Genomic DNA, 22,914 nt, shown 5'->3' with positions numbered 1-22,914 from the left:
GGGCTCGCCCGTCTTCGCTCCCGCCTCGCTGACGCTCGGCTCCCGCTGCGCCGTGCGGCTCCAGCGGCATTTCCGGCCCTACCAAGCTCGCTGACGNCTCTACACGGCCTATGGCCCACCGCCGGTGGGCTTTTGAGTTGCGAGCCCACTCACTTATCACCCTGTCAGATGGGGTCACAGTCTGACCGACAGGGACCCTGACCCTGTCAACCTCCGCGCGGTGGGCTCGCCCGTCTTCGCTCCCGCCTCGCTGACGCTCGGCTCCCGCTGCGCCGTGCGGCTCCAGCGGCATTTCCGGCCCTACCAAGCTCGCTGACGCTCGCGGCCAGAAATCCGCTTCCAGCTCATCCACCGCGACTCCCGGCTGACAGGCCCACCCCGCCGGTCCCCCAGCACCCCAGCGCTGACCGGCGCCCTCAACACCTACTCGAAACGGAGAACAACATGTTCCACCTCAACATCGACGACAACGCCGAGATCCTCGCCGCCATCCCCGCAATCCTTCGCTTCACCCCCGAAGCGAGCATCATCGTGCTGCTCCTGCACACCGGCGACGCGCAAGACGAAGTCCGCAATGCCCTGCGCTTCGACATCGACCCCACCGCCGCCCGCCAACTCACCAGCGTCGCCGCCCCCGCCTTCCACGACGTTACGTCCGCGATCCTCGTCGCAGTCTGCGGCGACTGGATCGCCGACCACGCCGCCACCACCCTCGACATCGTCCGCGACGGACTCGCCGAACTCGACATCGCCACCCTTGTCCGCCTCATCACCCCATCGCTGGACCAGCCCGGTCAGTGGACCGACATCGACCGCGGCGAGCGCGGCCCCGTCACACCGTTCCGCGACAGCGTATTCGCCGCCGAAACCGTCTTGGCCGGCGACCGCATCGCCGCCAACAGAGACGAAATCGTCGCAGAATTCACTCCCACTACCAATCCCGTCCCGATCGTCAACGTCGACCCCGCCGAATTCCTCATTGACACCTTCGAGACCATTGCCGCCATCATCACCGGCTCCGCCCACGCGGCCAGTCACCCAGACCTGGCCACCCGCGTCAGCCTGCTTATCCAAGACGTCCACCTTCGCGACACCCTGCTGCTGCTCAGCGTCGACCACGCCGCCCCCGCCGCCCGGCTCTGGACGCACCTCGCCAATCAGCTCACCGGCGCCAGCCGCCTCGAAATCCTCACCATGGCCGCAGCCTGCTACTACGCCGCCTCCGACACCATTCGCGCCGGAATCGCACTCGACACCGCAGCACTCGACGCCAACGCCCAGCGCCTGGACTACCCCCGCCTCGCTGAGCTGCTCCTGACCGCCCTCCAGGCAGGCTTCTCCCCCACCCAGGTGCGCGAGGTCCTCTCCCGAATCACCATCCGCCACCAGAAATAGGCCAGCCAGCCGGCGCCGGCCCTCCCCAGGGCCGGCGCCACCAACCACAGCCCGAAAGGACACCCGACATGATCATCAGCGGAACCATCTCCCGCACCACCGCCGGCCGACCGGTCGACATCCCATTCTTCATCGACTCCACCACCGGCACCTACAGCCAGTGGGGCCACGACACCGTCATCCTCGGCGAAAACGTCGACCTGCTCGAAGCGCTACGCGACGCCATGCTCCACAGCCAATAACCACCACCGCGGGCGCCCACTCAGCCAGGCGGCGCCCGCAACAAGGGTGACGCGCGATGCCGCGCTCGTGGTGCTGGCGCACCTACTCGCCGGCCGCGCTTACCCCGCCGCTCACTGCGGCAGTACCGCCGACATGCCCCAGTCCAAGGTATGGCTGATCATCAGCCATCCGGTCACCACCAGGACGCCCGCAGCCGCCCCTATTCCTGCCTTGATCTTGCCCATCGCCCGTCCCTCTCCATCGTTAGCTGGTTACTCCCTACCCGCGGCCTCACAGCGCCAGTGCCCCACTGCGACCCGCCCTGGTCCTCGGCTACTCGGCCGCTCGCCGTTCCTCCGGCCAGGCCCGCCGCGCCCACGCGCGGCTCCCTGCCCACCTGGCACACCAACATTTCCTCCCCCGCTCACCATCCCACCGCCCACTCGCCTTCAATCCCCCCTCACCATAAGCCCGCCCACACCCCTCCACTGGCACCATCTCCAACCCCACCTACCCCCTGTTCACACCCGCATGCCTCCACCATGCCCCCAGCCCTATAAGACTTCGGGCACATTGGCACAAGGATGTGCAAGACTGGTTGTGGCCGCGCGGGGCGCGTCCACAACCGTCTCGTCCCCCTGCGGGCGGGCCGACGCGATCAGTCTGGGAGGTGGTCACCTGTGTTGACGATTTCGCGGTTGTCGCGTTGGAGCATCGCCTACTACGAGAAGACCGCTAACGAGGCCAAGCAGTCGGCGATGGACCGCCAGGCCGCCAACGGCGGCCTCGGCGAGTATTACTCCGAAGGCGACACGCGGGTGCCGACGTGGATCATCACTGGCGACGCGGGCCGGGTCGCCGAGCTGACCGGGTTGAGTAACGCCGCTGTCGCTGGCGGGTTTGCTGACGGTGAGGATGCCACGACGTGGCTCGACGACGGAATCGCCCCGAACGGGGCGACCGGACGGGCCTTCACCAAGGAGTCCGTGCACGGCTTCGACCTCACGTTCGCCGCACCCAAGAGTGTCTCGGTGGTGCGGGCCCTGACCAGCGACATCAACGAGAAAGTCGTCGCAGAGGCGCACATGCGGGCCGTCAAAGCGGCCCTGGATTACCTGCATGAACATGCTGGATACACCCGGGTGCACAACCCGCTGACCGGGAAAAAAGATCTCGAGCGGCTTCCCGGGTTGGTGACAATCGGCTACCAGCACGAAACGTCCAGGTGCGGCGATCCGCACCTACACACCCACGTCATCCTGCCGAATCGGCAGGCCCGCGCCGACGGCAAGCTGGTGTCGATTGACTCCAAATCGCTGCACCACGAAGCCAAGGCCGCCGGGATCGTTTACCAGGCCGTATTACGTCACGAGCTGACGGCGGAGCGCGGTTTCGAGTGGGTGGCTGTCGGTGAGCACTCCGGCATGGCCGAAATTGCCGGCATCACCAGAAAATGCATCAAGGCGTGGTCGCAGCGCTCCACGCGGCTGCGCGAATGGGCGCGCGACAACCTGGTGGTCGTCGACGGCGAACCCACCGCGGCACAGCTGCAGATGGCCCAAAAAGCGACGCGCCCCCAGAAACCCGAATCGCTCGCGTGGGCGGAGCTGAAAGAGCAGTGGCGCGCCGACGCGCGCGGATTGGAGATGGATCGCGCCGCGCATCAGGAAGCGCGGCGCGCCCGCGCGAGCGCGCCGCGCCTGCTGCTGGACCGGGCGCGGCTGACGCGGATGGTCGCGGGAATCGACAAAGCCGCATTTACCCGCGCGGACTTAGTGGAACTCGTCGGCGCGCTGCTCCCGGTTGATGCCCCCGGCGATCCGCGTGAGGTCATCGAAAAGATCGTCGGCGTGGTCGCGGTGCGTGTCTCCGCGCCGCGGGAAGGCCACCACCGCGAAGGCCACGAGCGGTTCACCGTGGACGCGGTGATCGCCGAAGAAGAGCGCGTGTTCGACATGATCGACGAGGAAGACGCGCGCACGCGGCTGGATGTGCGCGCCGAGGACATCGGCGATCTGTCGGCCGATCAGGCCCGCGCGATCCGCAATATCGCCGACTCCCCACATTTGGTGCAGCCGCTGCAAGCGCCCGCCGGCGCGGGCAAGACGCACTCGTTGAAGGTGCTGCGCGCCGCGGCGCACCGTGCTGGCAAGGAAGTGCTGGTGCTGGCGCCGACCGGTAAAGCGGTCGACGAGGCGATGCGCGACGAGGCCGGGGACCGCGGCCTCACCGTCGCCAAAGCGCTCAAGCTCATCGAGGACAATCAACTGGACGTGGACCGGCGCACCGTGGTGATCGTCGACGAGGCGTCCATGGTCGGTACCCCCGAGCTGAAGAAGCTGCTCGCTTGCGCCAGCATGGGGCACGCCAAGATGGTGCTCGTCGGCGACGCCTACCAGCTGTCACCGGTCAAAGCGCGTGGCGGCATGTTCGAGAACCTGTGCGCTGACCTGCCCTGGTCGCAGCGTCTCGGTGAAGTGTGGCGGATGCGCAGCGCCGAAGAGCGCGATATGAGCCTGGCGTTGCGCTCCGGACACGGAAACCGGCTGCGCAAGGCCGTCGGCTGGTATCGCAACGAAGGCCGGTTGCACACCGGTGACCCGATCGCGATGGCCGACGACGCCACCAACGCCTACATTGCGGCTCGCGCTGGCGGGAAAGACGCGGCGATCATCTGCGACAAATGGGAGATCGCCGACGCCATTAACCGCCGCCTGCACGGCACCTACACCGAGGAAAACACTCCGGGAGTGCGGGTCGCCCGCGACCAAGATATCCGTGTCGGCGACATCATCATCAGCCGCAACAACGACGCCACGATCGCGGTGGAACCGGGCCCGCAGCAGCAGCGCAGCAACCGGATCGACCAGGTCCGCAACGGCAACCGGTGGAGGGTGGCCCGCGTTGACGCCACTAACGGTCGGATCGCAGCCGAGCGGCTCACCGATTCCGCACGGGCCGTGTTCGAAGGTGAATACCTGCGGGAACACATCACCCTGGGTTATGCGACCACGCTGCACGCCGCCCAAGGAATCACCGTAGGCAGCTCCAGCCGCCAAGGCGCCTGCTTCACCGTGCTCAGCGACAAGGCGTCACGCGCGATGGCCTACGTCGGGATGACCCGCGGGAAGGACGAAAACCACGCGTTCATCTACCAGCCGATCCGCGGCGAGTCCGACCACGAGCACAGCCGCCTCGCGTCCGGGGCGCAGATCCACACCCTGCGCCGCGGCAACAAGCACGCGGCTGCGTACTACTTCCGGATGATTCTGGCCAACGACGACCGACCGCGCACCATGCACGCCGAAGCCGAACGCACCGACAGAGCGCTGCTACCCGCGACCGTGTCGGCGCTGCTCGATCGCAACGACCGCCGCCGCTCCGTCCGCGCGGACAGGTGGCGCCAGCACACTGCGCAGGCGCGCGCTCGCGCCGCAGCCTACGAGCGCATCAGCGCGACCAGCCGCGATACCACACACCAGGCCGCTGAGCAGACGCGCAGCGTTGATGGATATGGCCTTGACCTGTAGTGCGGTGTTGTCTCAGCGCATCGCGGATGGCGATCGCCTACCCGCACTGCCGATTTGGACGCGATCGGCCGATTGCTCGTAGTTCGCTTGGTGTCCGCGCGCGGACAAGCTCGACGCAGCTATGAGCCTGAACATCGACGCCAGCATGGCGTTACGCTCTCCGCAACGTCGTGCCGCACTTGTGCATGCGATCTATAAAGCCAGTCCCGCTCTAACTCAGGAGACGCACTGGCTGGAGTGGAAGAGCTCGCTCAACTTCGACACCGCGGCTCACCGACTGCTGCAGCGCGCACAATCATCGCGTTCGCGAATCGCCACCCACAGACTGCGGCTCGCCAGTGCGAGGGCGTTGCGTATCTCGTCGTCGGGGCCGAACCGGGACACGTCGACGGTGTCGAGGTGCTGGACGCCGCCGTAATTCAGGACAAGCTGCGGCCGTTCGTGGACGGCCCTCACTGGGAGGTCGACTACGTCGACATAGAGGGCAAGAGCGTCCTCGTTGTCACTGTTGCACCGCCGCAGCCCGGCGACCGGATTCACTCTCTTGGTCACCGAGGCGATGGGCATCGATCTGATATCGCTTGTTTGATATCATTGATGTATGGAGCAGATCGTGATCCGAAACCTTCCCGAAGGAACCAAGGCAGCGCTGCGCGTCCGCGCGGCACGTCACCATCACTCCGTCGAAGCTGAAGCCCGCGCGATCCTCACCGCAGGACTGTCGGGTGAAGACGTCCCCATGTCGGTACTGCTAGCTGCCGACACCGGCCATGACATCGACTTCGAACCTGAACGCCTCGGCCTGACCACCCGCACCCCAGAACTGTGACCTACGTCCTCGACACCAACGTGGTGTCCGCATTGCGCGTACAGGGACGCAATCCGGCCGTAGCGGCATGGGCGGACTCGGTAGAAGTCTCCGAACAGTTCATCGCAGCCACAACGCTGGCCGAGATCGAACGCGGCGTGATCGCCAAGGAACGCACCGACCCGGCCCAGGGTGAACACCTACGGCGCTGGTTCGACAACAAAGTGCTGCCCGTGTTCACCTACCGGACATTGGCTTTCGATCTGGCCGCCGCTCGCATCCTGGCCGCCTACCGCGTGCCAGAGCACGCTCCCTACGACGATGCATTGATCGCGGCCGTCGCCCAGGCCGCCGACAAGATCGTCGTGACCCGCAACACCCGACACTTCGAACCGCTCGGCGCCCGATGCCTGGACCCCTGGGAGTACCGCTAAGCCGACCGTCGCCACGCCCACCCGGGACCGCAGCCCCAAACAGGTGGCGCTCGAATTCACAGCCAACGACCAGAACCACAACCGCGCTGACTCCGAGGTTCGTGATCAAACGATTCCCAGATTGGCAGTCAAAGCCAGAGGTTGGCCCGGTCATGCCTGAAGTAGTAGACAACGCCGGCACGCCCCATGACATCGCATCAACCGGCGCGTCGAAGAAGATCAAGCTCAGTCCGGCAAGCCACCCCGGCCCGCCGACGCCGTCAGTCGAAATCACCGCAGCGACTCCGCCGCCGGTCGCCAGCACGTGGTGCACGCCGGAAGGCCTGACAGGTTACCAATATGTAAAACGGCGAGTCATTTGGTTCTTGGGCGTCGTCGTCCTGCACGGTCGGTCTCTAGCGTGCGCCGTATGACGAGAAACATGGGTGCGGAACGTGTCGCGGTCGGCTGCGGTGCACCCTGGCTGACTAGCGTTCTAAACATGCCTGCACAAGCCTGGGTCACGCTGATCGTCGGTCTGATCGCCACCGTTGGTGTGCTGGTCACCTGGCGGCAGAAGAACACCGCCGACCGCCGCAGCGAGTGGTGGCGGCGCACGACGTGGGCGTTAGAGCTGACCTTCAGCGACGCCCAGGAACAGCGCCGGCTGGGTTGGTCGCTGCTTTTGGCGCTGGCTGCCTCTAAGCTGGTCACCAAGGGCGATTCGGACATATTGCAGGCAATCGCAGAACATGTAGCCATGGAGGGCGGTGGTGATGACGGAGAAGACTCCCGCGACGACGTCCTCGCAGACCCACACCACGACGGCGAGCCGGACGAGTACGAACAAGAAGGCCCCGGCCAACAGCTTGGAAGTACGTAAGCTCGCCGCCAAGACCGCCGTGGCCTTTAGTAAGAAAAGCGGGCGACCGGTCGACCCGCGCGTCGCCAAACTCGCGGCCTCCTGACATACGCTGCGCGTTTTCTACGAGGAGACCCCGAACGAAGTGTGGGCCGCTTGTGAGCGGTTCTTCCCGCGTACCTATCAGCGATCGCGCCCGACTGCTCATCGAGGACCTGTTCAGCTATCAAGGCCACCAGTCGAGCTGAAGTTCCAGCGCGGCCGGCGAATGTGTCGGATGTCTGGACCGTGGGCGTATCGCTGAGGCGATCGTCACGGCCAGTCCTGGCGGGCGCCTGGTCCGTGATTGTAGGGAAGGCGCGGCATTTAGCGACCGGTGGAGAAGTAGCATTCGTCGGGTTGTACGACGATCATGTCGGTCGGGTTTCCCGTGGCCATTCCAAAGGGCATCGCTTCACCGGCCTCACCGACCTTGAAGCCGACTGACTCGTAGAACTTCCGCAGGTGGGGACGCCTGGCGCTGAACTGGCCGTAAAACATCACCACGTTATCCGCGCGCGCCACGCCTAGCACCTTCTTGATGAGCCGAGTGCCATAGCCGGCGCACTGATAGTCGGGGCGGATAGCCAGTATGTGGAGTTTGGATACGGCCAACGCAGATGCGAGGAAGTTCGCAAGAGAACGCTCGTCGCCAGTTACTCGCGTGTCGAGAAGTTGCCAGAGCCGTTGGTGAGCGCCGAACATCGCCAGGCCAATTGTCTCGTCGTTAAGCGTGAGCGTTCTTACCGCCAGCCGGGCGTGGTACCAGCTGGATTGGTCCAATGTGAGGATTCGATCGAGGTTGCCTTCCAGCCCGTTGCCGAATGCGACACCTAGCTTGCCAGCGGTGTGCGCGGCGAGCAGCTGCGCGATCTGTTCATCGCGGTTATCTGCCTTTACCCCGGCTAGGTCATACCAGTACCCAAGGTTCTCGATGTCGCGCGTTGATGCCGATATCAGTTTCAACGTGTTGCGCGCCAACGGGTCTCCTCCGACCGGAAATCAAGTGGTTGACGCTGCTCGCGCCGGCTCAGGGAACGGACACGAACAGCGATTGCAAACGAGGGTCTTGTGTCCACCGGTCGGGCATCGTCGCGGCGGCCACCAGCACCGCAATTGCGGGTACGGGTGGGCCGGCCAGAAGCAACGGTGCGCCCTGGCCGCCGAATCCCATGGTCAGGCTGGAACTCGCGATATCGGGGTAATACTCGGTGATCGCGCCGTAGGCGTAGGTCGCCCATCCGCGGTCGGTGTGAACCATGAGCCGCTGGTTGGTGGCGATGATGCCGGCCCGCTGATGATCGCGCCACTGCACGGCCGCGTCGCGGCGGGCGCGGGCCTTGCGGCGGTGGTTGATGACGCCGGTCGCGGCGAATGCACCGAGCATGAATGCCGGGCTGCCCAGGGCCAGCAGGCCGGTCGTCGTGTAGGTGCCGTGCCCGCCGTACATCCGCGCGTAGTTGGCGCCGCCCTGGAAGAAGGCGCGTTCACCGCGGCGCAACACCGGACCCATCCCGACCACGTTGATTTCCGGCAGGGCGGAGCCGGTGCGCAGCGCGGTCGCGGCGTTGTGGGCATATTGCGCCCAGACTTCGGCTTCGCTTTGCTGGCGGGCCGCCGTGGGCACGCCGGTGAGAGTGTCGAGCCAGTTGGCCATCGCGTGCACCTCCCTTTCACGCCGGAGTGTAGGTGTGGCCACCGACACCGCCGGTACTCGAGCCGCTCAGAATGGGGGCGGTGCCCCGTAGGTGTCGTCGCGGCGACGACGATAGCTGGCAACGATTTTCGTGACGGCTACTGCTGCTAGAACGATCAGGATCGGCAGCCAGAACTGTTGCGCGAACACGATGATCGAGAGAACGATCACGACGATGAGCGCTACGGCGCCTGCGGCGATGAAACCCCACATGAGCTTTACTCTATTCTGCAAAGGGTAGTGCAGCGACCGCTTCGTGCGGTGATGCTGTTGTGCGCCATCATCATTGCTCTCCTGGATTAGGTTGTGGGGCGGGCCTGCGCCAAGGCGCGTTGCATGTCGTCGACGTTGACCTTGAGTGCTGCCGGGTCCGCGCGCACCAGCTGTTCGAGGTCCTGCGGCAGTGGGGCGGCTCGGTAGAGGCGGCGGGCACGCTCTCTTTTGCAGGCGCCCACCACTTTTCGGGCATAGCGACCGTTGCCGGCGACGTCGAGCATGGTGCCGTCTCCGGACGGTGCCGCCAGCAGCTGCGCGGCCTCACTGCCGAGGACCTCCCATGCTGGGGCGACGACGATGAGGCGGTCCTTGCGGGCGATGAGTTGGGCGATCTGCACGATTTCGGAGGGCGCGTAGCTAGAGAATGTCAGCGTGAAGCCGAAGCGGGAGGCGAATCCTTCATTGGCGCGCAGGAACCGGCGCATCGGATTGGGATAACCGGCGGCGATCACGACGAGCTTGTCGCGGTGGTCCTCCATGAATTTGAGCAAGGTGTCGATGGCTTCTTTGCCGAACGAGTGACCTTCGGTTTCCGGTACAAGGGTGTATGCCTCATCGATGAACAGCACCCCACCGAGCGCTTCCTCGCACACCTCTCGCATCCGGGTCGCGGTCTGTGAGATGTAGCCGACCACGATATCGGCCACGCTGACCTCCTTGACGTCGGGGCGATCGAGCTTTCCGAGGCCGAACAGCACTTCGGCGACGACGCGGGCGATGGTGGTTTTCGCCGTGCCGGGTGGGCCCTCGAAAATCATGTGATCGCCCTCGGAGGCACTGATCTCGTCGCCCTGCTCGATGAGCAGTTGTTCGATCTGCTTTTCGGTCCGCCACACCGCGACCTGCTCTTTGATGTTCTCCAGGCCGATCAGCTCGTCGATGCGGGCTTGCGCGTCGGCAAGGACGGCGCGGCGTTCGTCGGCGAGCGCCGCGGCCGCCTGCTCGTGGCGGCTGGTCTCGGTGGCCGGGTCCCACCTGTCGGTGCGGGTGGCGATCGTCTCGGCGTCGGTGGTCGGGATGCGATAGGACGGGTTGTCGAGGGCTTGACGTGCTTGTGGGATCAACTGCCCGTCGACGGTGGCGGAGCGGAACGCATCATCGGCGCCTGCCGGGTCGCCCAACTCGCGTAGGCACCAGCCTCGCGTGAGGGCGGCGTCGGCGGCGATCGGGGCGGTCTGGGTGGAGACCTGCGCCAGAAGGTCGAGAGCGGCCTGGAACTGTCCCAGGGCGGCCAGCGCCATCGCCCGCAGCGTCTGGGCGGCCGCCAGCAGATCGTTAGGGACGTAGGTCGCCGTCGCCGGCGGGCAGATGTCGGTGACGGTGCACACGTCTGGCCAGCGTCGGGTCTTGTGGTGCAGGGCGGCGGTGACGAACTGTCGCCACATCGCGCTCTGGGCGTCGCGGGCCAGCTCTGGATCGTCGAGGACCTCCACCGCGCTCGTGTAGCGGCCGGCGGCGATCAGGCCGCTGGCGTAGGCGACGGCGATGGTGCCGCGCGACCACACCTGGATCGGCAGATACAGCGGGGCCGGGAACGAGGCTTGCAGCGATCCGTCCTGCAGCCCGACCCGGCGGGTCTCGCGGTACAGGGCGCGCGAGTTGTTGTGCGCGCCGGCAAGTGCGGCCAGGCTGTGGTCACCGCAGGCCAGCCGACCCACCCAGGCATCGCTCATGGCCGGGTTCTGCTCGGTGATGCGGGTGAACGCATCACGGGCACCGTCCGGGTCGCCGTTGCTGAACCGCTGCATGGCTGCGTCGAAGGCGCGGCGCTGCTCGGTGGGAGAGGTCATGGGCGGGGCTCCTCACGGTGCTCGTGCATGATCGCGGTCAGTCGCCGGTGATGGGATCGACGGTAGCCGCTGGCGGGCCCGGATCATCCGGTGGCGGCGGCGCGGACATGTCGTGATCATCCGGCGGGGCGTCCAGCGGAATCGGGATGTCTGCGTTGTGGTCGACGTAGCTGTTCATCGGCGGGGCACCCTGCTCCCACGCGCCGCTGTGTCGACCGTCGGTGATCGGAGCGACCTCCGGAGCTGCCGCCGATGCCGAGCCCGCTTCACCGAACTCGAGTATGGGCTGTGAGGCCGCGCCGGCACCCTGGGCGCTTTCCCCGCGGTGTGGTTGGTGTTGTGGTTCTCTGTGCTGCTGCCCACCGCCGGTGGGGCTCATCACCGGGTTGAGTCCCTCACGTGTCGGGTCGGGTGGGTTGAGCGCCGGAGCGCCCCCGCCGCCACCGCCGCCGGGCTCCGTGCCTGGTGCTGTGGGGGCTGCGTTCGGGCCGCTGGCGGCGTTTTCTGCGGCGGCCGATCCGTCATCGCCGGGAACCGGGTCGAAGCCTTCTTGTGCCGGGCCGAGGATCTCTTGCGGGTCGGCGGAGGTGGCTTTCTCGTCCATCTTCTCCCAGGGTGTTTTGCCGTGGCCGAGCAGACCGCGCAGTCCGCGAGCCCCGCCGAGGGCGGCCTTACCGGCGCCGCCGAGGGCGGCGTGCATACCCAGGCCGAGGGCGACGTCGGTGGCGCGGCCGAGCAGGCCGCGACCGGGGTGGTCGCCGGCGAGGTCGGCGCGGATGTGGCGCAGCAGGTACAGGCCGGCCATCGCCCCGGCGCCCATCATCAGCACGTGCGCGAACGGATTTGCACCGCCGAGCTCGGCGGGCAGGGGGCGGGAGATGAGTCGTTCGATGGCCAGGCCGATCACGCTGACGAAGGTGATCAGCACGGCCACCTCTATCGGGTGTTTGAAGTAGGTCCACACCGTGGATTTCGCGTGCTCGCGGGCCGCGCCGTCGATGCCGCCGGCGAAGACGCTGGGCAGCAGTTTCGCGGTGGTGTAGATCGCCCTCAGTGACACCTTGAACACCGAGGCGCCCGAGGACACCATGAACCATCCGAACAGAAACGCCGCAGCGAACAGGACCGCGCCGCCGAAGACGTTGGTGCCGTCCAGGTTTTGGGCGTAGTGAACAGCGGCGGTGTCGCCGCACTGGGCCAGGGCCTTGATCGGACCATCTTTGGCGCCTTGCCGGTAGGCCGCTGACAGCATCGGTCCGCAGGCGCCGACCCGGTCGACGACGTGGCCGAAGTTGAAGACCTCCAGCGGCTCTCGCAGCACATTGGTGACCAGGCTGGAGGTGAGGGTGTCGACTTGGCCGGTGAATCCGCCGCCGGAGATGGCGCCGCCGTGAGTGGCGGCCTGGGCGGTGGAAAAGGCCATGCGCCGGCCGAATTGCAGCAGACCGTTCGGGCCATACATCAGCCCGGCCGGGTCGGAGAACACGCTGACTGCCAGGGCCGGCATGAAGATGGCCACCATGATCATGGTGGCGCCGCGGCCGCGTTCACCGCGGCGGATGGCCAGCACCCCCATGAACACGCCGATGGGGACGGTGATCGCGACGAGGCCCCACCGGGAGACGACGCCGATGACGGCCGTGGTGATCGCGCGGGCGAGCTCGCCCAGCACGGTGAGCCAGTAGGTGGAGACGGTCAGGCGGAACACCCACAGCGCCAGGGTGAAGATGCCGACAGCGAGCCCGACTTCTGCGGTGAGGATGTTGGCGGCGGTCAAGCTGTCGAACATGACGGCCAGGCCGTGCATCATCCACGGCCACCACGTCGCCGGGTCCAACATCGAGGCGTCGGGACCGGTTTGGGTGAGCTGGTCGGTCAGGCTGGCCAGCGACAGGTACAAATCGCCGGCAGGGACGCCGTAGCTATCGTGTAGACCGGTCCAGTTCAACACCACCGCGTTTGTCGACGCGGCTGCGTCGGGGGCGGTTCCCACCGCGAAACAGGACAGCATTTGCAGCAGCCCCATCACCTTCAATGGCCGCGCGACACGGGGATGGGTGATCAGCCAGTATTGAATCCGGGTCACCATCAGCGGGCGGCTTTCCGGTCGCGCTGGCGCTGGCGCAGCGGGTTTGTGTCGTAGAGCTCGGCCAGCTGCGAGGTCGGCGCGGCGAACAGGCGGACCTTGCCGAAGCCGCCGAACTCATCGAGGACCCACGCTTCGCCTTCGCGGCCGGGGATGACTTTGCCGTGGCGGCTGTCGATCGAGTCGTCGCCGTAGTTGGCCACCTGCGCCGGGCTGGTGTTGGTGACGTAGTCGGCGAGCAGTTTCGGGTGGCGCTCCAGGTCACGGCCGCACCAGCGCAGCGTGTCTTCGGCGATCTCGGCTTCCTTGAACCCCAACAAGATTCGCTGCTCAATGAACTCGTCTTCGAGGACACCGAAGTCGTTGCGGGGTGACTGGCTGACACCGCCGAACAAGGTCCAGGCTTTGCGTCCCTGGCGAATGATGGTGTTGGCGCAGCGCTGGCCGCCCGGGGAATGTGTCCAGGCCGCGCACTCCTCCACCCACAGAATGTCGGGCTGAGCCGGGCGGGAGAAAAACAGGGTCTGCGCGAGGTCGGCGGCCATTCCGTAGAGGGCTTGGGCGGCCCGCTGGCTCGGGGTGCTCTGATGGTGCAGATGCGGCTGGTATTCCTCGGTGATGCTGGGCAGTTTCAGGCCACCGAAATTCCAGATCACCAGTTGCTTGGACAGATCCGGCACGGGTAGGGATTCGTCGAACATCGGCGCGAGGAGACGTTCGGCGCGTAGCCCTTCCAGGGCGATGAGCAGGTCGTCGTCGACGGCGACGCGGTCGGGGCGGCGTTCCCGCAGGAAGCTGATCAGCTGGTTGCTGCTGCCGATGCCGTGGGTGTGGCGCGATTCGGGCGACAGGAGAGCTTTGAGGCGGGACGCCTGCTGACTAAACGGTGCGAATCCCATTTGCGGTAGCAAATGGTCTACCGTGCGTTCTGCTGCCTCGTCAAAGGGAAATATCCGTAATCCGTCGAGGGAAAATCTCGGACGCCGGGCGTCGATGACTTCCTTTCGGGATTCGTCAAATGTTGACAGGGCGCGTTGGTGTTCGCGGGCGTCGGTCGGATCGAACAGCCACAACCCGGCGCCCATCGCCAGCCAGGACCGGATCAGATTTTTCGAGCATTGGGACTTGCCGCGGCCCGGGGAGCCGCCGATGACAATGTTGCCGGGATTGTCACGGCCGGGAGCGCCGATCAGATCATTGAGCACGATCTGGCGCATACCGGGGCTGGTGATCGTCTCCCCCAGCGGCACACCGACGTTGTTGCCCAGACTTGTTGAGAGCAGCGGAACGAATTTGGCGAACGCGTTGACCGTGGACGGGTTGCGGATCTCGTGCAGGCATGCGGAGATCTCGGTGCCCGGATTCAGGCCGCGCCACAGGGTGGTTTGGCTGCCGCGGCGGCGCTTGAGTTGCAATTTCTGGGTGTTATAGCGGCTGATGACCTTTTTGATCGCCGCGTTGGCGGTGTCGGCGTCAGCCGCGGCGGCGGTGATGAGCACCGCGGCGTTCACGCCGCGCTCGGCGCTGCCCTGTTTGAGCGCTGAGGCCAGTTGGCGCCCGGACACCAGTTTTCGCAGCAGCTCGTCGTCGCTGTCGGCGTGGCGGCCCAGTTGGCGCGCTTGGTCTTTGATGTTGACGATGGTGTTGTGGGCGACATCGACGGCGACCTCGGCGGTGTCGAAGGTCAGGTGGATGGCCCAGTCGAGTGTGGTCGTCGGGGTGGTCATGTCGTCGAGGACCTTGAAAAGGGTGGATTCGGGCCACCGGATTCCGGTGTCGGGCCACTTCTCCAGTCCGGCGATCGCCTGATAGGAGTCGGCGACCCCGTCCTCGCGGTCGCGGTAGGTGCGCACGAAAATGTCGGTCTCGCTGCGGGCGGCGAACCAGCGCCGGCCCTGCAACTCGGCGGCGGCCGGGTCCTTCCACACCGGAGTGAACGCCGACTCGGGCAGTCGGGCCTGTGGGTCATACGGGGTGTTGGGCATCGGCTGCTGCCAGGTGTGGCGGCTGGCGACGTAGTTCCAATGCCACCAAAGTTGTTCCACACTAGCGGGTTTGGCGAAAACAGCGGCCGGGAGTTTGGCGACCATGGTGGACGCGAGTTCGCGGTAGTGGGACAGTGAGCGGTCACTGTCCTTGTCGCGGCCGATGATCGAATCCAGGCGACGCTGCCAGGCTCCGCCGGCCGTGGTTCCTGCCTGACCGTAGTCCAGTGGCAGGCTCAGAAAGAAGACCCGGCGGCGGTGCCCGCGGCGCTGCAACGCCGGTGTCCACAGTCGGCAGTGTTCCACCCACTCCTCCGCGGTGTCGGGCATCGGTTCGCCGGGGATCACGTTGTCCGGGTGTAGATCTGGGTGGGCGAAGATCATTCGCCTGGTGATGTTTCGGATGGCGACCGGCGCGCTCAAGCCTTCCCACAGCACGCCTGACGGTAGGGCGCGCAGCAGGTCGGCGTGCACGTCGGCGACCTGGTTCTGCACCTCTTTGCGCTGGAAGATGAACGGCATACCGGAGACCAGATATTGCGCGTACACGCCGTTGGCGGTGAACAGCAGGTTGCCGATGGCCCCTTTGGGGGCTTCGTCGCCGGCGACAATCATTGCCCTGTACCGCTTTCGGGCTTGGTGGCGCGGTGAGAGCACATCACCTGCGGGCGGGCGTTGGCCAGCCACCATGTCAACCGGGTCCGCATCGACGGGCGCACCGCCGGAAGCTTTCCCAGCGCCCACACCGCCGCGACGGTCACGACCACGCCGACGACGAGGATGCGCAGCGCATTGCCGTTATCGAGATTCAGGGTGACCAGGGTGGCTGTGACACAGAAACCGATCAGCGCCGCCAAGGCATCAGGGAACCGCCACTTCTCCTTGAACGGCATCCGGAATCCGTCGCCGGCATCACCGAGATGGATCGGCAGGTCACGCTGATCGGACCAGACCTTGGCGGGGGCTTCGTCAACCATGACTCAATCCGTCACTGCCCGTACGGGTTCGGCACGTTGACACCGTTGTGGATGCCGTGGTTCTCGAACGTGTGGGTGACCATCGCGGCAATACCCGCCGACAAAAAGATCGTGACCGACAGGCCGATCACCAGGAACTGGTGCGTAATACCGGTGCCAGCCCCCTTCTGGCTGGCCTCACGAAGCGTCGCAAGGGTTCCCACGACCAGGGCCACGGCGGCCAACAGTCCTTCGATCAGATACGCGATCGACGTGCCCGATGTGAAAATGCTATTCATCATTTACTCCCTTTCTTATGGTTGCGTGCTTCCGGCCGGCTTTGTGTCGGAATCTGTGGCGACCAGCGGAGCTAAGTCGACGTCGGCGATCATCCACGTTCCGCCGCTATTTTCGACCGTCAGCGGGAAAGTGAATGGGATGGTGGCAAATTGCGATGTCTGCGCGGTCGCGGTGACCCGAACATGGATGCGCGTTCCGGCGGCGGGCTGATCGGGCACCTCGCCGTCGGCGACCGCGGTGCGGATGACCGCGCTCTGATAACCGCCGATCGGCTTGATCCACGAATCGGCCACCACATATCGGTCCAGGCCGCTTGTCGAGGTCAGATAGGTGTTGATGAATCCGGCGACCACGGCGTAAACCGGGCTGGTGGGACTCAACGCGTGGTCGTAGCGCATCGTGATGTCTGCGCCAGGGCCAGGATCGCTCATCGGCGTCGGCATATCCATCGGGCGCGGCTGGTAGTGCCAGATCGACATCGGTACCCGGTAATAGGCCGTGGTGGACGGCGCCGATGCGTACGGCCGCTGCTCGACCGTCACGATCACCGAGTACAGCGTGGCTTCACCGGCGTTACCGGCGGGCATCACCGACCACACTTGCGGGGTGTCGATCACTGCGGGCGCGGGATCGGCTGCCGGTGCCGCCTGCGCGACCGTGTCTGCTTTGGGCAGGGTGATGAAGCGCTGAAGCACCTCGGCCCGGCGGCTCTCGGGTGTGGTCAGGACCGCGGCGACGAACGTCGCGGCGCGCTTGCCCACGGCGTCGCGCTGGTTGTTCACCCGATAGGCGATGGCCGTGACATCGGTGTCGTCGGGGTGGTGGGCGACCAGGAACACCTTGATGCCCGCGGCGAAGCCCATCAGCGCCCCGAAGGCCAGCAGAGCCACGCCGATGCGGCGGGCCAGTCCGCGGCCGTGATTGATGCGGTGTTGCCATGTCCGCGACAGTGTGATCGTGCTCATATGAATTGTCCTGTCTCGCAGTTTGTTTCGGCGGTTTCTAGCTCGCCTCTTGATGCGGTCGTTGAAGCCACGGGGTTATCGCCTGGCACATCGTGACGATCACGCACTGCCGCTGTCGTTCGTCGAGTCCGTCATAGCGTCGAAGCCATCGCGCATCGCCCCGCGCGCCGGCAGCGTCGACCGCGGCCGACAGGTCCTGCTCAGCGGATGCAGTGAGGATGGCGTGGACCCAGTCGATCCCGCGGCCGGTGTCCAGCGGTGACGCGGCGTACAGGAGTGCGGCCAGGACCGGCTCGGCGTACGTCGGCCACGGTTCTGGCGCGGGCTGCGGCGCGAGTCTTAACAGCATGTGAGCGATCACCGACGCGCGGTCAGGACTATCAATCACATTGGTCAGATCAGTCATGGTGGTTCCTTGCTCTAGTTCGGTGAGTGGCCGAAGAACTGCAGCTGGCTGATCGCGAATGTGGCGTCGACCGGATCGGTGCCGCCGGTTCCGGCGCCCGCTAGGGCTGGGTCGGTGCCCGGTGGCGGTGCGGCGGGATCTGCCGAGCCCAGTAACGAGTCGACGAGCCCCGGCGGTGCAACGACGCTGTCGCCGCCGGGGCCGGCGTCCGTCGTGCTCGGGCGCGGGCCGGCGGGGGGCCGTTCGGTGTGCAGGATCATCACATCGACGCGGGAGGCCAGGATCTTGCCGGGCAGCGTCGCCGGGACCGGCCCGTGCACGCAATTCGTGTCGAGGAAAAACGGGTCGGCCGCGAGCTGGTCGCCGTTGTAGAAGTTGAACTGCATCCGGGTGGCGCAGCGGTGTTGCAGCCATTCATCCTTTCCGCCAGTGGTTTTCGCGACCCACCCGGGGGTGACCGCCAGAGAGTTGAGCATGTAGCTGCACCGCGCATCCGGGCGGGAACGGTCGCACAGGAACTTCACGCGCAAGATTTGCCCGTCGAGCTGGCTTTCCTGCGGGCCGCGGGAACACACCCACGCCGAATCTGTCGCGGTGTCGGTCAGCGCCAGTGGCGAAGTCGGACCCCCTGGGCAGCTATCGGTTGTCGGATCGAACGGAATCGCCTGATCTTGAGGTGGCGCAGGAAGATCCGGTGTTGTGGGGACCGCCACGACGGCGGGGGTGGCGGCCGGTGTGTGCTGCGGCGGCGTGGTTGGGGCCGGCCCCCCACCCAACACGAGGAAGGCCAAGACGATCAGCACTGCGACGAGCCCCACACCTGATCCCAGCCACCACAAGGTGCGCTTGGCCCCGGCGTTGACGTCAGGCGTGCGCGCCGGGGCTTGGTGGGTCTCCGCGCTGTCGAGGTCCTGCGCGGGGGACAGTCGCGGATCGACATCCTCGTTGGACTCGACCACGGTTTCGGGGACCGCGGCGCCCCCGCCGTCGGGTTCGACGTCGGAGTGCGGGTCGGAAACGATCAGCGGCGGACCGTCGTCGATGATCTGCTCCAGCATCCACTCTCGGTTGGACAAGCCAGCGATGTCAGCCACGGCGACCCGCCTCACTATTCACCTCGGCGGCGATGATCTGTCTGAGCATCCATCCCTCTGCGGGCAGATCATCGGTGTCGGGGACGGGCAGTGGCGGCAGTAGCGGGGCGTCGTCGATGAGTTGTTCGCGAATCCAGTCCTGGATGGACAGGCCGGGGGTGTCAGCCATCGTGGCCGTCCTCGCTGATCACCTCGGCGTCAATGACCTCGGCATCCATGACGGTGCGACCCTGCGGCTTCGTCGCGGCGTATCGCGGTGGCCTCCCGTCGTTGACGACGCCGGCTCGGCGCGACTCGTTGATGCCGGCGGTCTGGGCTGTGTAGACGAACGCTGCGGTGTTGGGCACGTTGCATATCGCAGCCGGCGGTGTCGGCGTCGCGGCGACAGGGAGGTGGCGCCGGTCCACGATTCGCAGCGCGACGAGCGCGACGAGCGCGACGATAATCACCGGCAGCAGCTTGATGATCAGATCGATGACGACCAGTGCGGCCGCCGCGGCGGCGATCATGCCCATGCACAGAACGGTGAAGATGAATCTCATGCGGCGTACCTATCTCGGGAAGGGGATGCATATCTGCTGTGAAAAGCCGGTCGCGGATATTGCGTATTTGGTGCGGTAGTGTGCGGGGTATGACGGTTCCCGCTGACGGCATCGAGCGCCTTATCTACTTCGTCGATGCGCGGATCGCCCAGCTGAATCTGTCCAAGGAGGAAGTGGCTCGCCGCGGCGGCCCGAACCGGGACACGCTCGCGAAGATCCGCGATCGCAAGAACTCGCGGACTCCGAGCGTCGAGACGTTGCTGCGGCTGGACCAGACCGTTGGGTGGCATCCCGGTTCGTCGGCCGTCACGCTGCTGGGCGGTAGACCGTTGAGCCTCAACGCTGTTGGTGCCGGCGTCGGCAGGCCGCCCAAGCAGAATCCTCCTGTTCCAGTCACCGCTGGCGAGATTCAGCGTCGGCTGGCCGAGCAGCTTCATGACGAGATCGGCCGCTTGCAGAACACCCGGGATGCGCTGGACACCCGCATCGCCGCGCTGCGCACGGTCTACGAGCGCTTCGTGGCCGAGATGGTCGGCCTCGACCACGTGGCCGACTACCAAGTCTCCTATAAGGCGTCCGCCGCACGCCGCAGCGGTGGCCGGCGGCCGTCGGCAGCCATCTAGCGGACGGGCGATGTCGATTGCGGCGACGCCTGTTTCACGATTGCGTGTCGCAGTCATGGGCGTGTCCGGGGGCCGGCCTCGTTGAGCGGCTTGGCGTCGACGACGCCGGGTCCGGTGATGTCGTAGGCGCCCAAAATCGCGGCAGCGTCCTCGGCCGTCAGCGGCTGCTGGACCGGGGTGAGTGGCCACCAGGTGTCCGATCCGTCGATGGCCAGCCAGCCTTCCAGCAGGCCGTAGATGCCGGCGACGAACGGCACCGCCGCGAGTTGCATCGACAGCCACGGCAGCACGGCGATCTGTGCGAACGATCCGGCCGGGTCGTAGACCAGCTCGTAGGCCAGCACCGTCAACACGCCAAGCCCGACACCCGACCACACCAGTGCCGCAATCGGATACGCCCGAAGCGTGCCAGGGATGTGCGCGGTGATGGCCGCCTTCAACAGCACGCCCGCCGGCCACCCGAACGGAATCAAAGCTCCTAGGACCAATGCCATAACAACTTCGAACTTGGAGAACGGCGAATGCGCCCGCCGCCAAAAGATTCGCGGCAATACGGTGTCGTCGTGCGGGTCCGGCACGGCCACGGTGTGAATCCGCTGGCGCATGCGCACGATTCGGCCGAGCTGCTCTGCGCGGCGTCGCTGAATCAGCGAATCACCTTGGCGGAAGGCGATCCACTGCCGGCGCATCTCGTCGAAACGATCAGGCGGAAGGCTCTCGGGCATGTATTGAGCTTAAGTCCGTCCAAACATCCTCGCGTGCACTATTTTTGCCGCTTCTCAACAGCGAGCAGGCATACACCAGCGCGCCCGTGACAGCCCCCTCGGCATGCGGATAGAGTTGCGCTAGAGTCAGTTACGTGCTGCGCGGGACACCGCCGCAGCTGACGGTGTGACTATTCGGGGGTGCCGCCGACGTGCCTCGCGCAGTTCGTCAAGATAGGCCACGAATTCAGACCAGTCCAAGAGCTCGACCATCTCCCCTGGCGCACCTCGCGGGATCAGTCGCGCTTCTTGCGTGCCGCGCGGCAGCAGTTCTGCGGGTTCCAGCGCATTGCCGAAGTGCCGATTGGTGTTCTTGTTGTCGCCGTTGTGGTCGTAGGACTGCTGACTGCGGGTCGCTTTGCCCGCCCAGAACGCAGCCGATTCCATGATGTCGCGCTCATGAGAGCCGTACATGACCAGAACAGCTGGGGTCACATCCCGGATCGCCTTGCCCTGCAACGGGCCGTAGATCGCGTCAAGCTGTGAACCAGCTTGCGCGGCAAAGCATATCGCGCATCCCAGGCCGCGTGATTCAGCGAGGTACTGGGGCAGTCGAGGAATCGGCGTATTGGTGATCTCGTCGAGAAACAGGCCGATTCGGTGAAAGTCCTCCCACTGGGCAACTTTGGTGCGCTGCCGGTTGATCAACTGATCCATCAGCACGATCGCTTGGGCGGCTACCGTGCCGTCGGAGGGAGTCAGCAGGTACAGCGTTGCGCTCGGTTGGTCGAAGAAGTCGAGGTCCAGCGTTGGGTGCGGCCGGTCACGGTTAGCGGTGAGTAACCATGCGGTCAGCACTTTCGTCACAGTCATTTTCACCGAATCGCGTTGCTTGGCTTCCATATCCAGCACCGAACGGACCCGGGCCTCATACCAGCGGTCTGCGCTCCAGGCCGCCGCGCAGGCCCATCCCGGGTCGGTAGAGATCTGGTAGGGGCCTTTGTTCTTGGGCGGTTCGACGTTCTCGGCGGCTTCCAGCGCCCAGTCCATGCCCAGGCCGGTACCCTGTGGGCTGGCCGCATACAGCAGGCATGTCAAGGGTGCCAGCGCGAGCTGATCCCACGGCCCGGGATCTGCCCCGCTGCGAAATGACTGGCCGGACAACGCCACCGCTGAGGTGCTCAGCAGGCTTTGCGCCGCTGCTTTCGCATCATCGAAGGTGGTGATCAGGGCAGTCGGATCAAACCGGAACGCGATGAAGTCTGCCGGGTAGAACGGGGCCGCGATGGGACGCAGATCCAGCAGGGCCACCGGTCCGGCACGGCGTGAGGCGACCATCTGCATCAGGTCGTCCTTACTGGAGGACACCAAGCACGGTCCGGGCCACAGCACGGCGCTCTGCGCGAGCCAGCGGCGCGTCTTCCCGGTTCCTGGAGGGGCGAACCCGCCGACGTGCGGAGCGGACTCCAGCGGCACGCGCCGACCCTTCTCGTCATGGGTCCACCCGGCGAACGGCGTGACCGGCGGTCGGTACTGCTCGCCGTTATCGGTGACCGCCGGCCCCATCGGGTATGCCATACATCAACGGTAAGGCGACCGCACCGGTGGTTCCGACACTATTTTCGCGGCCCCGCCGATGGTGGTGCGGCTACGGCTTGGGGACGCGGCCGGTGCAGAAGCACTGCGGGCAGAGCTGGTCGCCCGCCTGCTCGCCGCACGCGGGGCACGGGATGACACACTGCGGGCAGAAGTCCTGGCCGGTGCTGTCGGTGTGCACACTGCGATCGGGCTCGGCGAGGTTGAGCCACGTCAAGGATGCATCGGTGTCGGCGGCCACCGATGCTCCGCAGCGGTCGCACACCAGTCGGTCGAGCGGTACGGGCGCGGCGTCAGGCGCCGCGGCGGCCCGTTCGCGGCGCAGCTCGGTCGCGATGACCACCGCGGCCTCGAGTTGCTCGCGGGTATACATCCAGCCCTCGTCGGTCCAGGTGCGCGGCACCAGTTGCATGATGACCGGTCCGGGCAGGCCGCAGGCGTCGCCGACGTCTTTGATCGTGTAGAGCCGTGGGTGTGTGGAGGCGTCTCGGCGGTTCCGCCACCGGAAGAGCCATGTCACTGTCGTATCCGTGCCGGCCATGTCTTCAAGGCTAAGTCCTCCACGGGGGTGTCCTGCGCACTGATTTTGTGGTGGGCGCACTGCGATGTGAGTGCTGCTACCCGTA

24 protein-coding genes are annotated in these 22,914 nt (G+C 66.0%); 7 read left to right on the top strand and 17 right to left on the bottom strand.

The window, feature by feature from the left end:
• Positions 1–444 precede the first annotated feature (444 nt).
• From MCHLDSM_RS27840 to mobF, 3 genes are all read left to right on the top strand, one after another.
• A complete protein-coding gene (locus MCHLDSM_RS27840) occupies positions 445–1,395 on the top strand; it encodes a DUF4192 domain-containing protein (protein ID WP_048473073.1) in 951 nt (316 codons plus the stop codon).
• Positions 1,396–1,463: 68 nt separating this feature from the next.
• Positions 1,464–1,637 carry a hypothetical protein gene (locus tag MCHLDSM_RS38245; protein WP_156455055.1) on the top strand — a complete coding sequence of 58 codons (174 nt, stop codon included), beginning with the start codon at positions 1,464–1,466 and terminating at the stop codon, positions 1,635–1,637.
• Positions 1,638–2,297: 660 nt separating this feature from the next.
• The gene (mobF, locus tag MCHLDSM_RS27835) at positions 2,298–5,147 is read left to right on the top strand and encodes a MobF family relaxase (protein ID WP_048473072.1); all 2,850 of its coding nucleotides are present in this window, start codon (positions 2,298–2,300) and stop codon (positions 5,145–5,147) included.
• Positions 5,148–5,417: 270 nt separating this feature from the next.
• Here mobF and MCHLDSM_RS27830 read toward each other — a convergent pair whose 3' ends face one another.
• The gene (locus MCHLDSM_RS27830) at positions 5,418–5,699 is read right to left on the bottom strand and encodes a hypothetical protein (RefSeq protein ID WP_131722704.1); all 282 of its coding nucleotides are present in this window, start codon (positions 5,697–5,699) and stop codon (positions 5,418–5,420) included.
• A 61-nt stretch (positions 5,700–5,760) separates the two neighbouring features.
• On the opposite strand from MCHLDSM_RS27830, the gene MCHLDSM_RS27825 reads away from it, so the two are divergent.
• From MCHLDSM_RS27825 to MCHLDSM_RS27815, 3 genes are all read left to right on the top strand, one after another.
• Positions 5,761–5,976, top strand: a complete 216-nt coding sequence (locus MCHLDSM_RS27825; protein ID WP_109788963.1) for a FitA-like ribbon-helix-helix domain-containing protein — start codon at positions 5,761–5,763, stop codon at positions 5,974–5,976.
• Positions 5,973–6,389, top strand: coding sequence for a PIN domain-containing protein (locus tag MCHLDSM_RS27820; RefSeq protein WP_048473069.1), 417 nt, complete (start codon positions 5,973–5,975; stop codon positions 6,387–6,389). The genes MCHLDSM_RS27825 and MCHLDSM_RS27820 overlap by 4 nt, the downstream gene beginning before the upstream one ends.
• 481 nt (positions 6,390–6,870) lie before the next feature.
• Positions 6,871–7,251, top strand: a complete 381-nt coding sequence (locus tag MCHLDSM_RS27815) for a hypothetical protein (RefSeq protein WP_063840658.1) — start codon at positions 6,871–6,873, stop codon at positions 7,249–7,251.
• 345 nt (positions 7,252–7,596) lie between these two features.
• Here the strand turns inward: MCHLDSM_RS27815 and MCHLDSM_RS27810 are convergent, their stop codons facing one another.
• The 13 genes from MCHLDSM_RS27810 to MCHLDSM_RS27755 all read right to left on the bottom strand — a co-directional run bounded on the left by MCHLDSM_RS27810 (position 7,597) and on the right by MCHLDSM_RS27755 (position 19,365).
• A complete protein-coding gene (locus MCHLDSM_RS27810; protein WP_048473068.1) occupies positions 7,597–8,250 on the bottom strand; it encodes a GNAT family N-acetyltransferase in 654 nt (217 codons plus the stop codon).
• A gap of 49 nt (positions 8,251–8,299) precedes the next feature.
• Positions 8,300–8,926: a hypothetical protein gene (locus MCHLDSM_RS27805; RefSeq protein ID WP_131722703.1), complete on the bottom strand. Its 627-nt coding sequence runs from the start codon at positions 8,924–8,926 to the stop codon at positions 8,300–8,302.
• Between the two features lie 66 nt (positions 8,927–8,992).
• Positions 8,993–9,178: a hypothetical protein gene (locus MCHLDSM_RS27800; protein ID WP_048473067.1), complete on the bottom strand. Its 186-nt coding sequence runs from the start codon at positions 9,176–9,178 to the stop codon at positions 8,993–8,995.
• An 86-nt stretch (positions 9,179–9,264) separates the two neighbouring features.
• Positions 9,265–11,031 carry an AAA family ATPase gene (locus tag MCHLDSM_RS27795; protein ID WP_048473066.1) on the bottom strand — a complete coding sequence of 589 codons (1,767 nt, stop codon included), beginning with the start codon at positions 11,029–11,031 and terminating at the stop codon, positions 9,265–9,267.
• A 37-nt stretch (positions 11,032–11,068) separates the two neighbouring features.
• Complete coding sequence (locus MCHLDSM_RS27790) at positions 11,069–13,057, bottom strand: hypothetical protein (RefSeq protein WP_327083164.1); 1,989 nt, start codon at positions 13,055–13,057, stop codon at positions 11,069–11,071.
• 62 nt (positions 13,058–13,119) lie between these two features.
• Positions 13,120–15,717, bottom strand: coding sequence for an ATP-binding protein (locus tag MCHLDSM_RS27785; RefSeq protein WP_048473064.1), 2,598 nt, complete (start codon positions 15,715–15,717; stop codon positions 13,120–13,122).
• Entirely contained in the window at positions 15,714–16,079 is a 366-nt protein-coding gene (locus MCHLDSM_RS27780; protein WP_048473063.1) for a hypothetical protein, read from the bottom strand. Before MCHLDSM_RS27780 ends, MCHLDSM_RS27785 begins: the two co-directional genes overlap by 4 nt.
• An 11-nt stretch (positions 16,080–16,090) precedes the next feature.
• Entirely contained in the window at positions 16,091–16,357 is a 267-nt protein-coding gene (locus MCHLDSM_RS27775) for a hypothetical protein (RefSeq protein WP_234714222.1), read from the bottom strand.
• A 15-nt stretch (positions 16,358–16,372) separates the two neighbouring features.
• Positions 16,373–17,323: a conjugal transfer protein gene (locus tag MCHLDSM_RS27770; protein ID WP_048473061.1), complete on the bottom strand. Its 951-nt coding sequence runs from the start codon at positions 17,321–17,323 to the stop codon at positions 16,373–16,375.
• A 37-nt stretch (positions 17,324–17,360) separates the two neighbouring features.
• Positions 17,361–17,729: a hypothetical protein gene (locus MCHLDSM_RS27765; RefSeq protein WP_131722702.1), complete on the bottom strand. Its 369-nt coding sequence runs from the start codon at positions 17,727–17,729 to the stop codon at positions 17,361–17,363.
• A 14-nt stretch (positions 17,730–17,743) separates the two neighbouring features.
• Positions 17,744–18,823: a hypothetical protein gene (locus tag MCHLDSM_RS27760; RefSeq protein ID WP_131722701.1), complete on the bottom strand. Its 1,080-nt coding sequence runs from the start codon at positions 18,821–18,823 to the stop codon at positions 17,744–17,746.
• Complete coding sequence (locus tag MCHLDSM_RS38240) at positions 18,816–18,992, bottom strand: hypothetical protein (protein ID WP_156455054.1); 177 nt, start codon at positions 18,990–18,992, stop codon at positions 18,816–18,818. The genes MCHLDSM_RS27760 and MCHLDSM_RS38240 overlap by 8 nt, the downstream gene beginning before the upstream one ends.
• Positions 18,985–19,365, bottom strand: a complete 381-nt coding sequence (locus tag MCHLDSM_RS27755) for a hypothetical protein (protein WP_048473059.1) — start codon at positions 19,363–19,365, stop codon at positions 18,985–18,987. Before MCHLDSM_RS27755 ends, MCHLDSM_RS38240 begins: the two co-directional genes overlap by 8 nt.
• Before the next feature lie 89 nt (positions 19,366–19,454).
• Between MCHLDSM_RS27755 and MCHLDSM_RS27750 the strand changes: the two genes are divergently transcribed.
• On the top strand, positions 19,455–19,988 hold the full coding sequence (locus MCHLDSM_RS27750) for a transcriptional regulator (protein ID WP_048473058.1): 534 nt from the start codon (positions 19,455–19,457) through the stop codon (positions 19,986–19,988).
• A gap of 53 nt (positions 19,989–20,041) precedes the next feature.
• Here MCHLDSM_RS27750 and MCHLDSM_RS27745 read toward each other — a convergent pair whose 3' ends face one another.
• From MCHLDSM_RS27745 to MCHLDSM_RS39895, 3 genes are all read right to left on the bottom strand, one after another.
• Positions 20,042–20,713 carry a hypothetical protein gene (locus MCHLDSM_RS27745; RefSeq protein ID WP_048473057.1) on the bottom strand — a complete coding sequence of 224 codons (672 nt, stop codon included), beginning with the start codon at positions 20,711–20,713 and terminating at the stop codon, positions 20,042–20,044.
• A gap of 126 nt (positions 20,714–20,839) precedes the next feature.
• Entirely contained in the window at positions 20,840–22,270 is a 1,431-nt protein-coding gene (locus tag MCHLDSM_RS27740; RefSeq protein ID WP_234714221.1) for a type IV secretory system conjugative DNA transfer family protein, read from the bottom strand.
• Positions 22,271–22,340: 70 nt separating this feature from the next.
• Positions 22,341–22,829, bottom strand: a complete 489-nt coding sequence (locus MCHLDSM_RS39895; protein WP_053083110.1) for a hypothetical protein — start codon at positions 22,827–22,829, stop codon at positions 22,341–22,343.
• Positions 22,830–22,914: the final 85 nt, after the last annotated feature.

It is taken from the genome of Mycolicibacterium chlorophenolicum (assembly GCF_001044235.1).
Taxonomy (GTDB): Bacteria; Actinomycetota; Actinomycetes; order Mycobacteriales; family Mycobacteriaceae; genus Mycobacterium; species Mycobacterium chlorophenolicum.
Note: the sequence above shows the minus strand (reverse complement) of the source record. Positions and strands in the feature narration are given on the sequence as shown.

Excerpts from the sequence above, each read along its gene's own strand:
- MCHLDSM_RS39895 (WP_053083110.1), bottom strand. The coding sequence starts at position 22,829 with ATGGCCGGCACGGATACGACAGTGACATGGCTCTTCCGGTGGCGGAAC.
- MCHLDSM_RS27745 (WP_048473057.1), bottom strand. The coding sequence starts at position 20,713 with ATGCCCGAGAGCCTTCCGCCTGATCGTTTCGACGAGATGCGCCGGCAG.
- MCHLDSM_RS27770 (WP_048473061.1), bottom strand. The coding sequence starts at position 17,323 with ATGAGCACGATCACACTGTCGCGGACATGGCAACACCGCATCAATCAC.
- MCHLDSM_RS27780 (WP_048473063.1), bottom strand. The coding sequence starts at position 16,079 with ATGGTTGACGAAGCCCCCGCCAAGGTCTGGTCCGATCAGCGTGACCTG.
- MCHLDSM_RS27805 (WP_131722703.1), bottom strand. The coding sequence starts at position 8,926 with ATGGCCAACTGGCTCGACACTCTCACCGGCGTGCCCACGGCGGCCCGC.
- MCHLDSM_RS27795 (WP_048473066.1), bottom strand. The coding sequence starts at position 11,031 with ATGACCTCTCCCACCGAGCAGCGCCGCGCCTTCGACGCAGCCATGCAG.
- MCHLDSM_RS38240 (WP_156455054.1), bottom strand. The coding sequence starts at position 18,992 with ATGGCTGACACCCCCGGCCTGTCCATCCAGGACTGGATTCGCGAACAA.
- MCHLDSM_RS27740 (WP_234714221.1), bottom strand. The coding sequence starts at position 22,270 with ATGGCATACCCGATGGGGCCGGCGGTCACCGATAACGGCGAGCAGTAC.
- MCHLDSM_RS27790 (WP_327083164.1), bottom strand. The coding sequence starts at position 13,057 with ATGGGGCTGCTGCAAATGCTGTCCTGTTTCGCGGTGGGAACCGCCCCC.
- MCHLDSM_RS27840 (WP_048473073.1), top strand. The coding sequence starts at position 445 with ATGTTCCACCTCAACATCGACGACAACGCCGAGATCCTCGCCGCCATC.
- MCHLDSM_RS38245 (WP_156455055.1), top strand. The coding sequence starts at position 1,464 with ATGATCATCAGCGGAACCATCTCCCGCACCACCGCCGGCCGACCGGTC.
- MCHLDSM_RS27775 (WP_234714222.1), bottom strand. The coding sequence starts at position 16,357 with ATGAATAGCATTTTCACATCGGGCACGTCGATCGCGTATCTGATCGAA.
- MCHLDSM_RS27800 (WP_048473067.1), bottom strand. The coding sequence starts at position 9,178 with ATGTGGGGTTTCATCGCCGCAGGCGCCGTAGCGCTCATCGTCGTGATC.
- MCHLDSM_RS27785 (WP_048473064.1), bottom strand. The coding sequence starts at position 15,717 with ATGATTGTCGCCGGCGACGAAGCCCCCAAAGGGGCCATCGGCAACCTG.
- MCHLDSM_RS27750 (WP_048473058.1), top strand. The coding sequence starts at position 19,455 with ATGACGGTTCCCGCTGACGGCATCGAGCGCCTTATCTACTTCGTCGAT.
- MCHLDSM_RS27765 (WP_131722702.1), bottom strand. The coding sequence starts at position 17,729 with ATGACTGATCTGACCAATGTGATTGATAGTCCTGACCGCGCGTCGGTG.
- MCHLDSM_RS27815 (WP_063840658.1), top strand. The coding sequence starts at position 6,871 with ATGCCTGCACAAGCCTGGGTCACGCTGATCGTCGGTCTGATCGCCACC.
- MCHLDSM_RS27755 (WP_048473059.1), bottom strand. The coding sequence starts at position 19,365 with ATGAGATTCATCTTCACCGTTCTGTGCATGGGCATGATCGCCGCCGCG.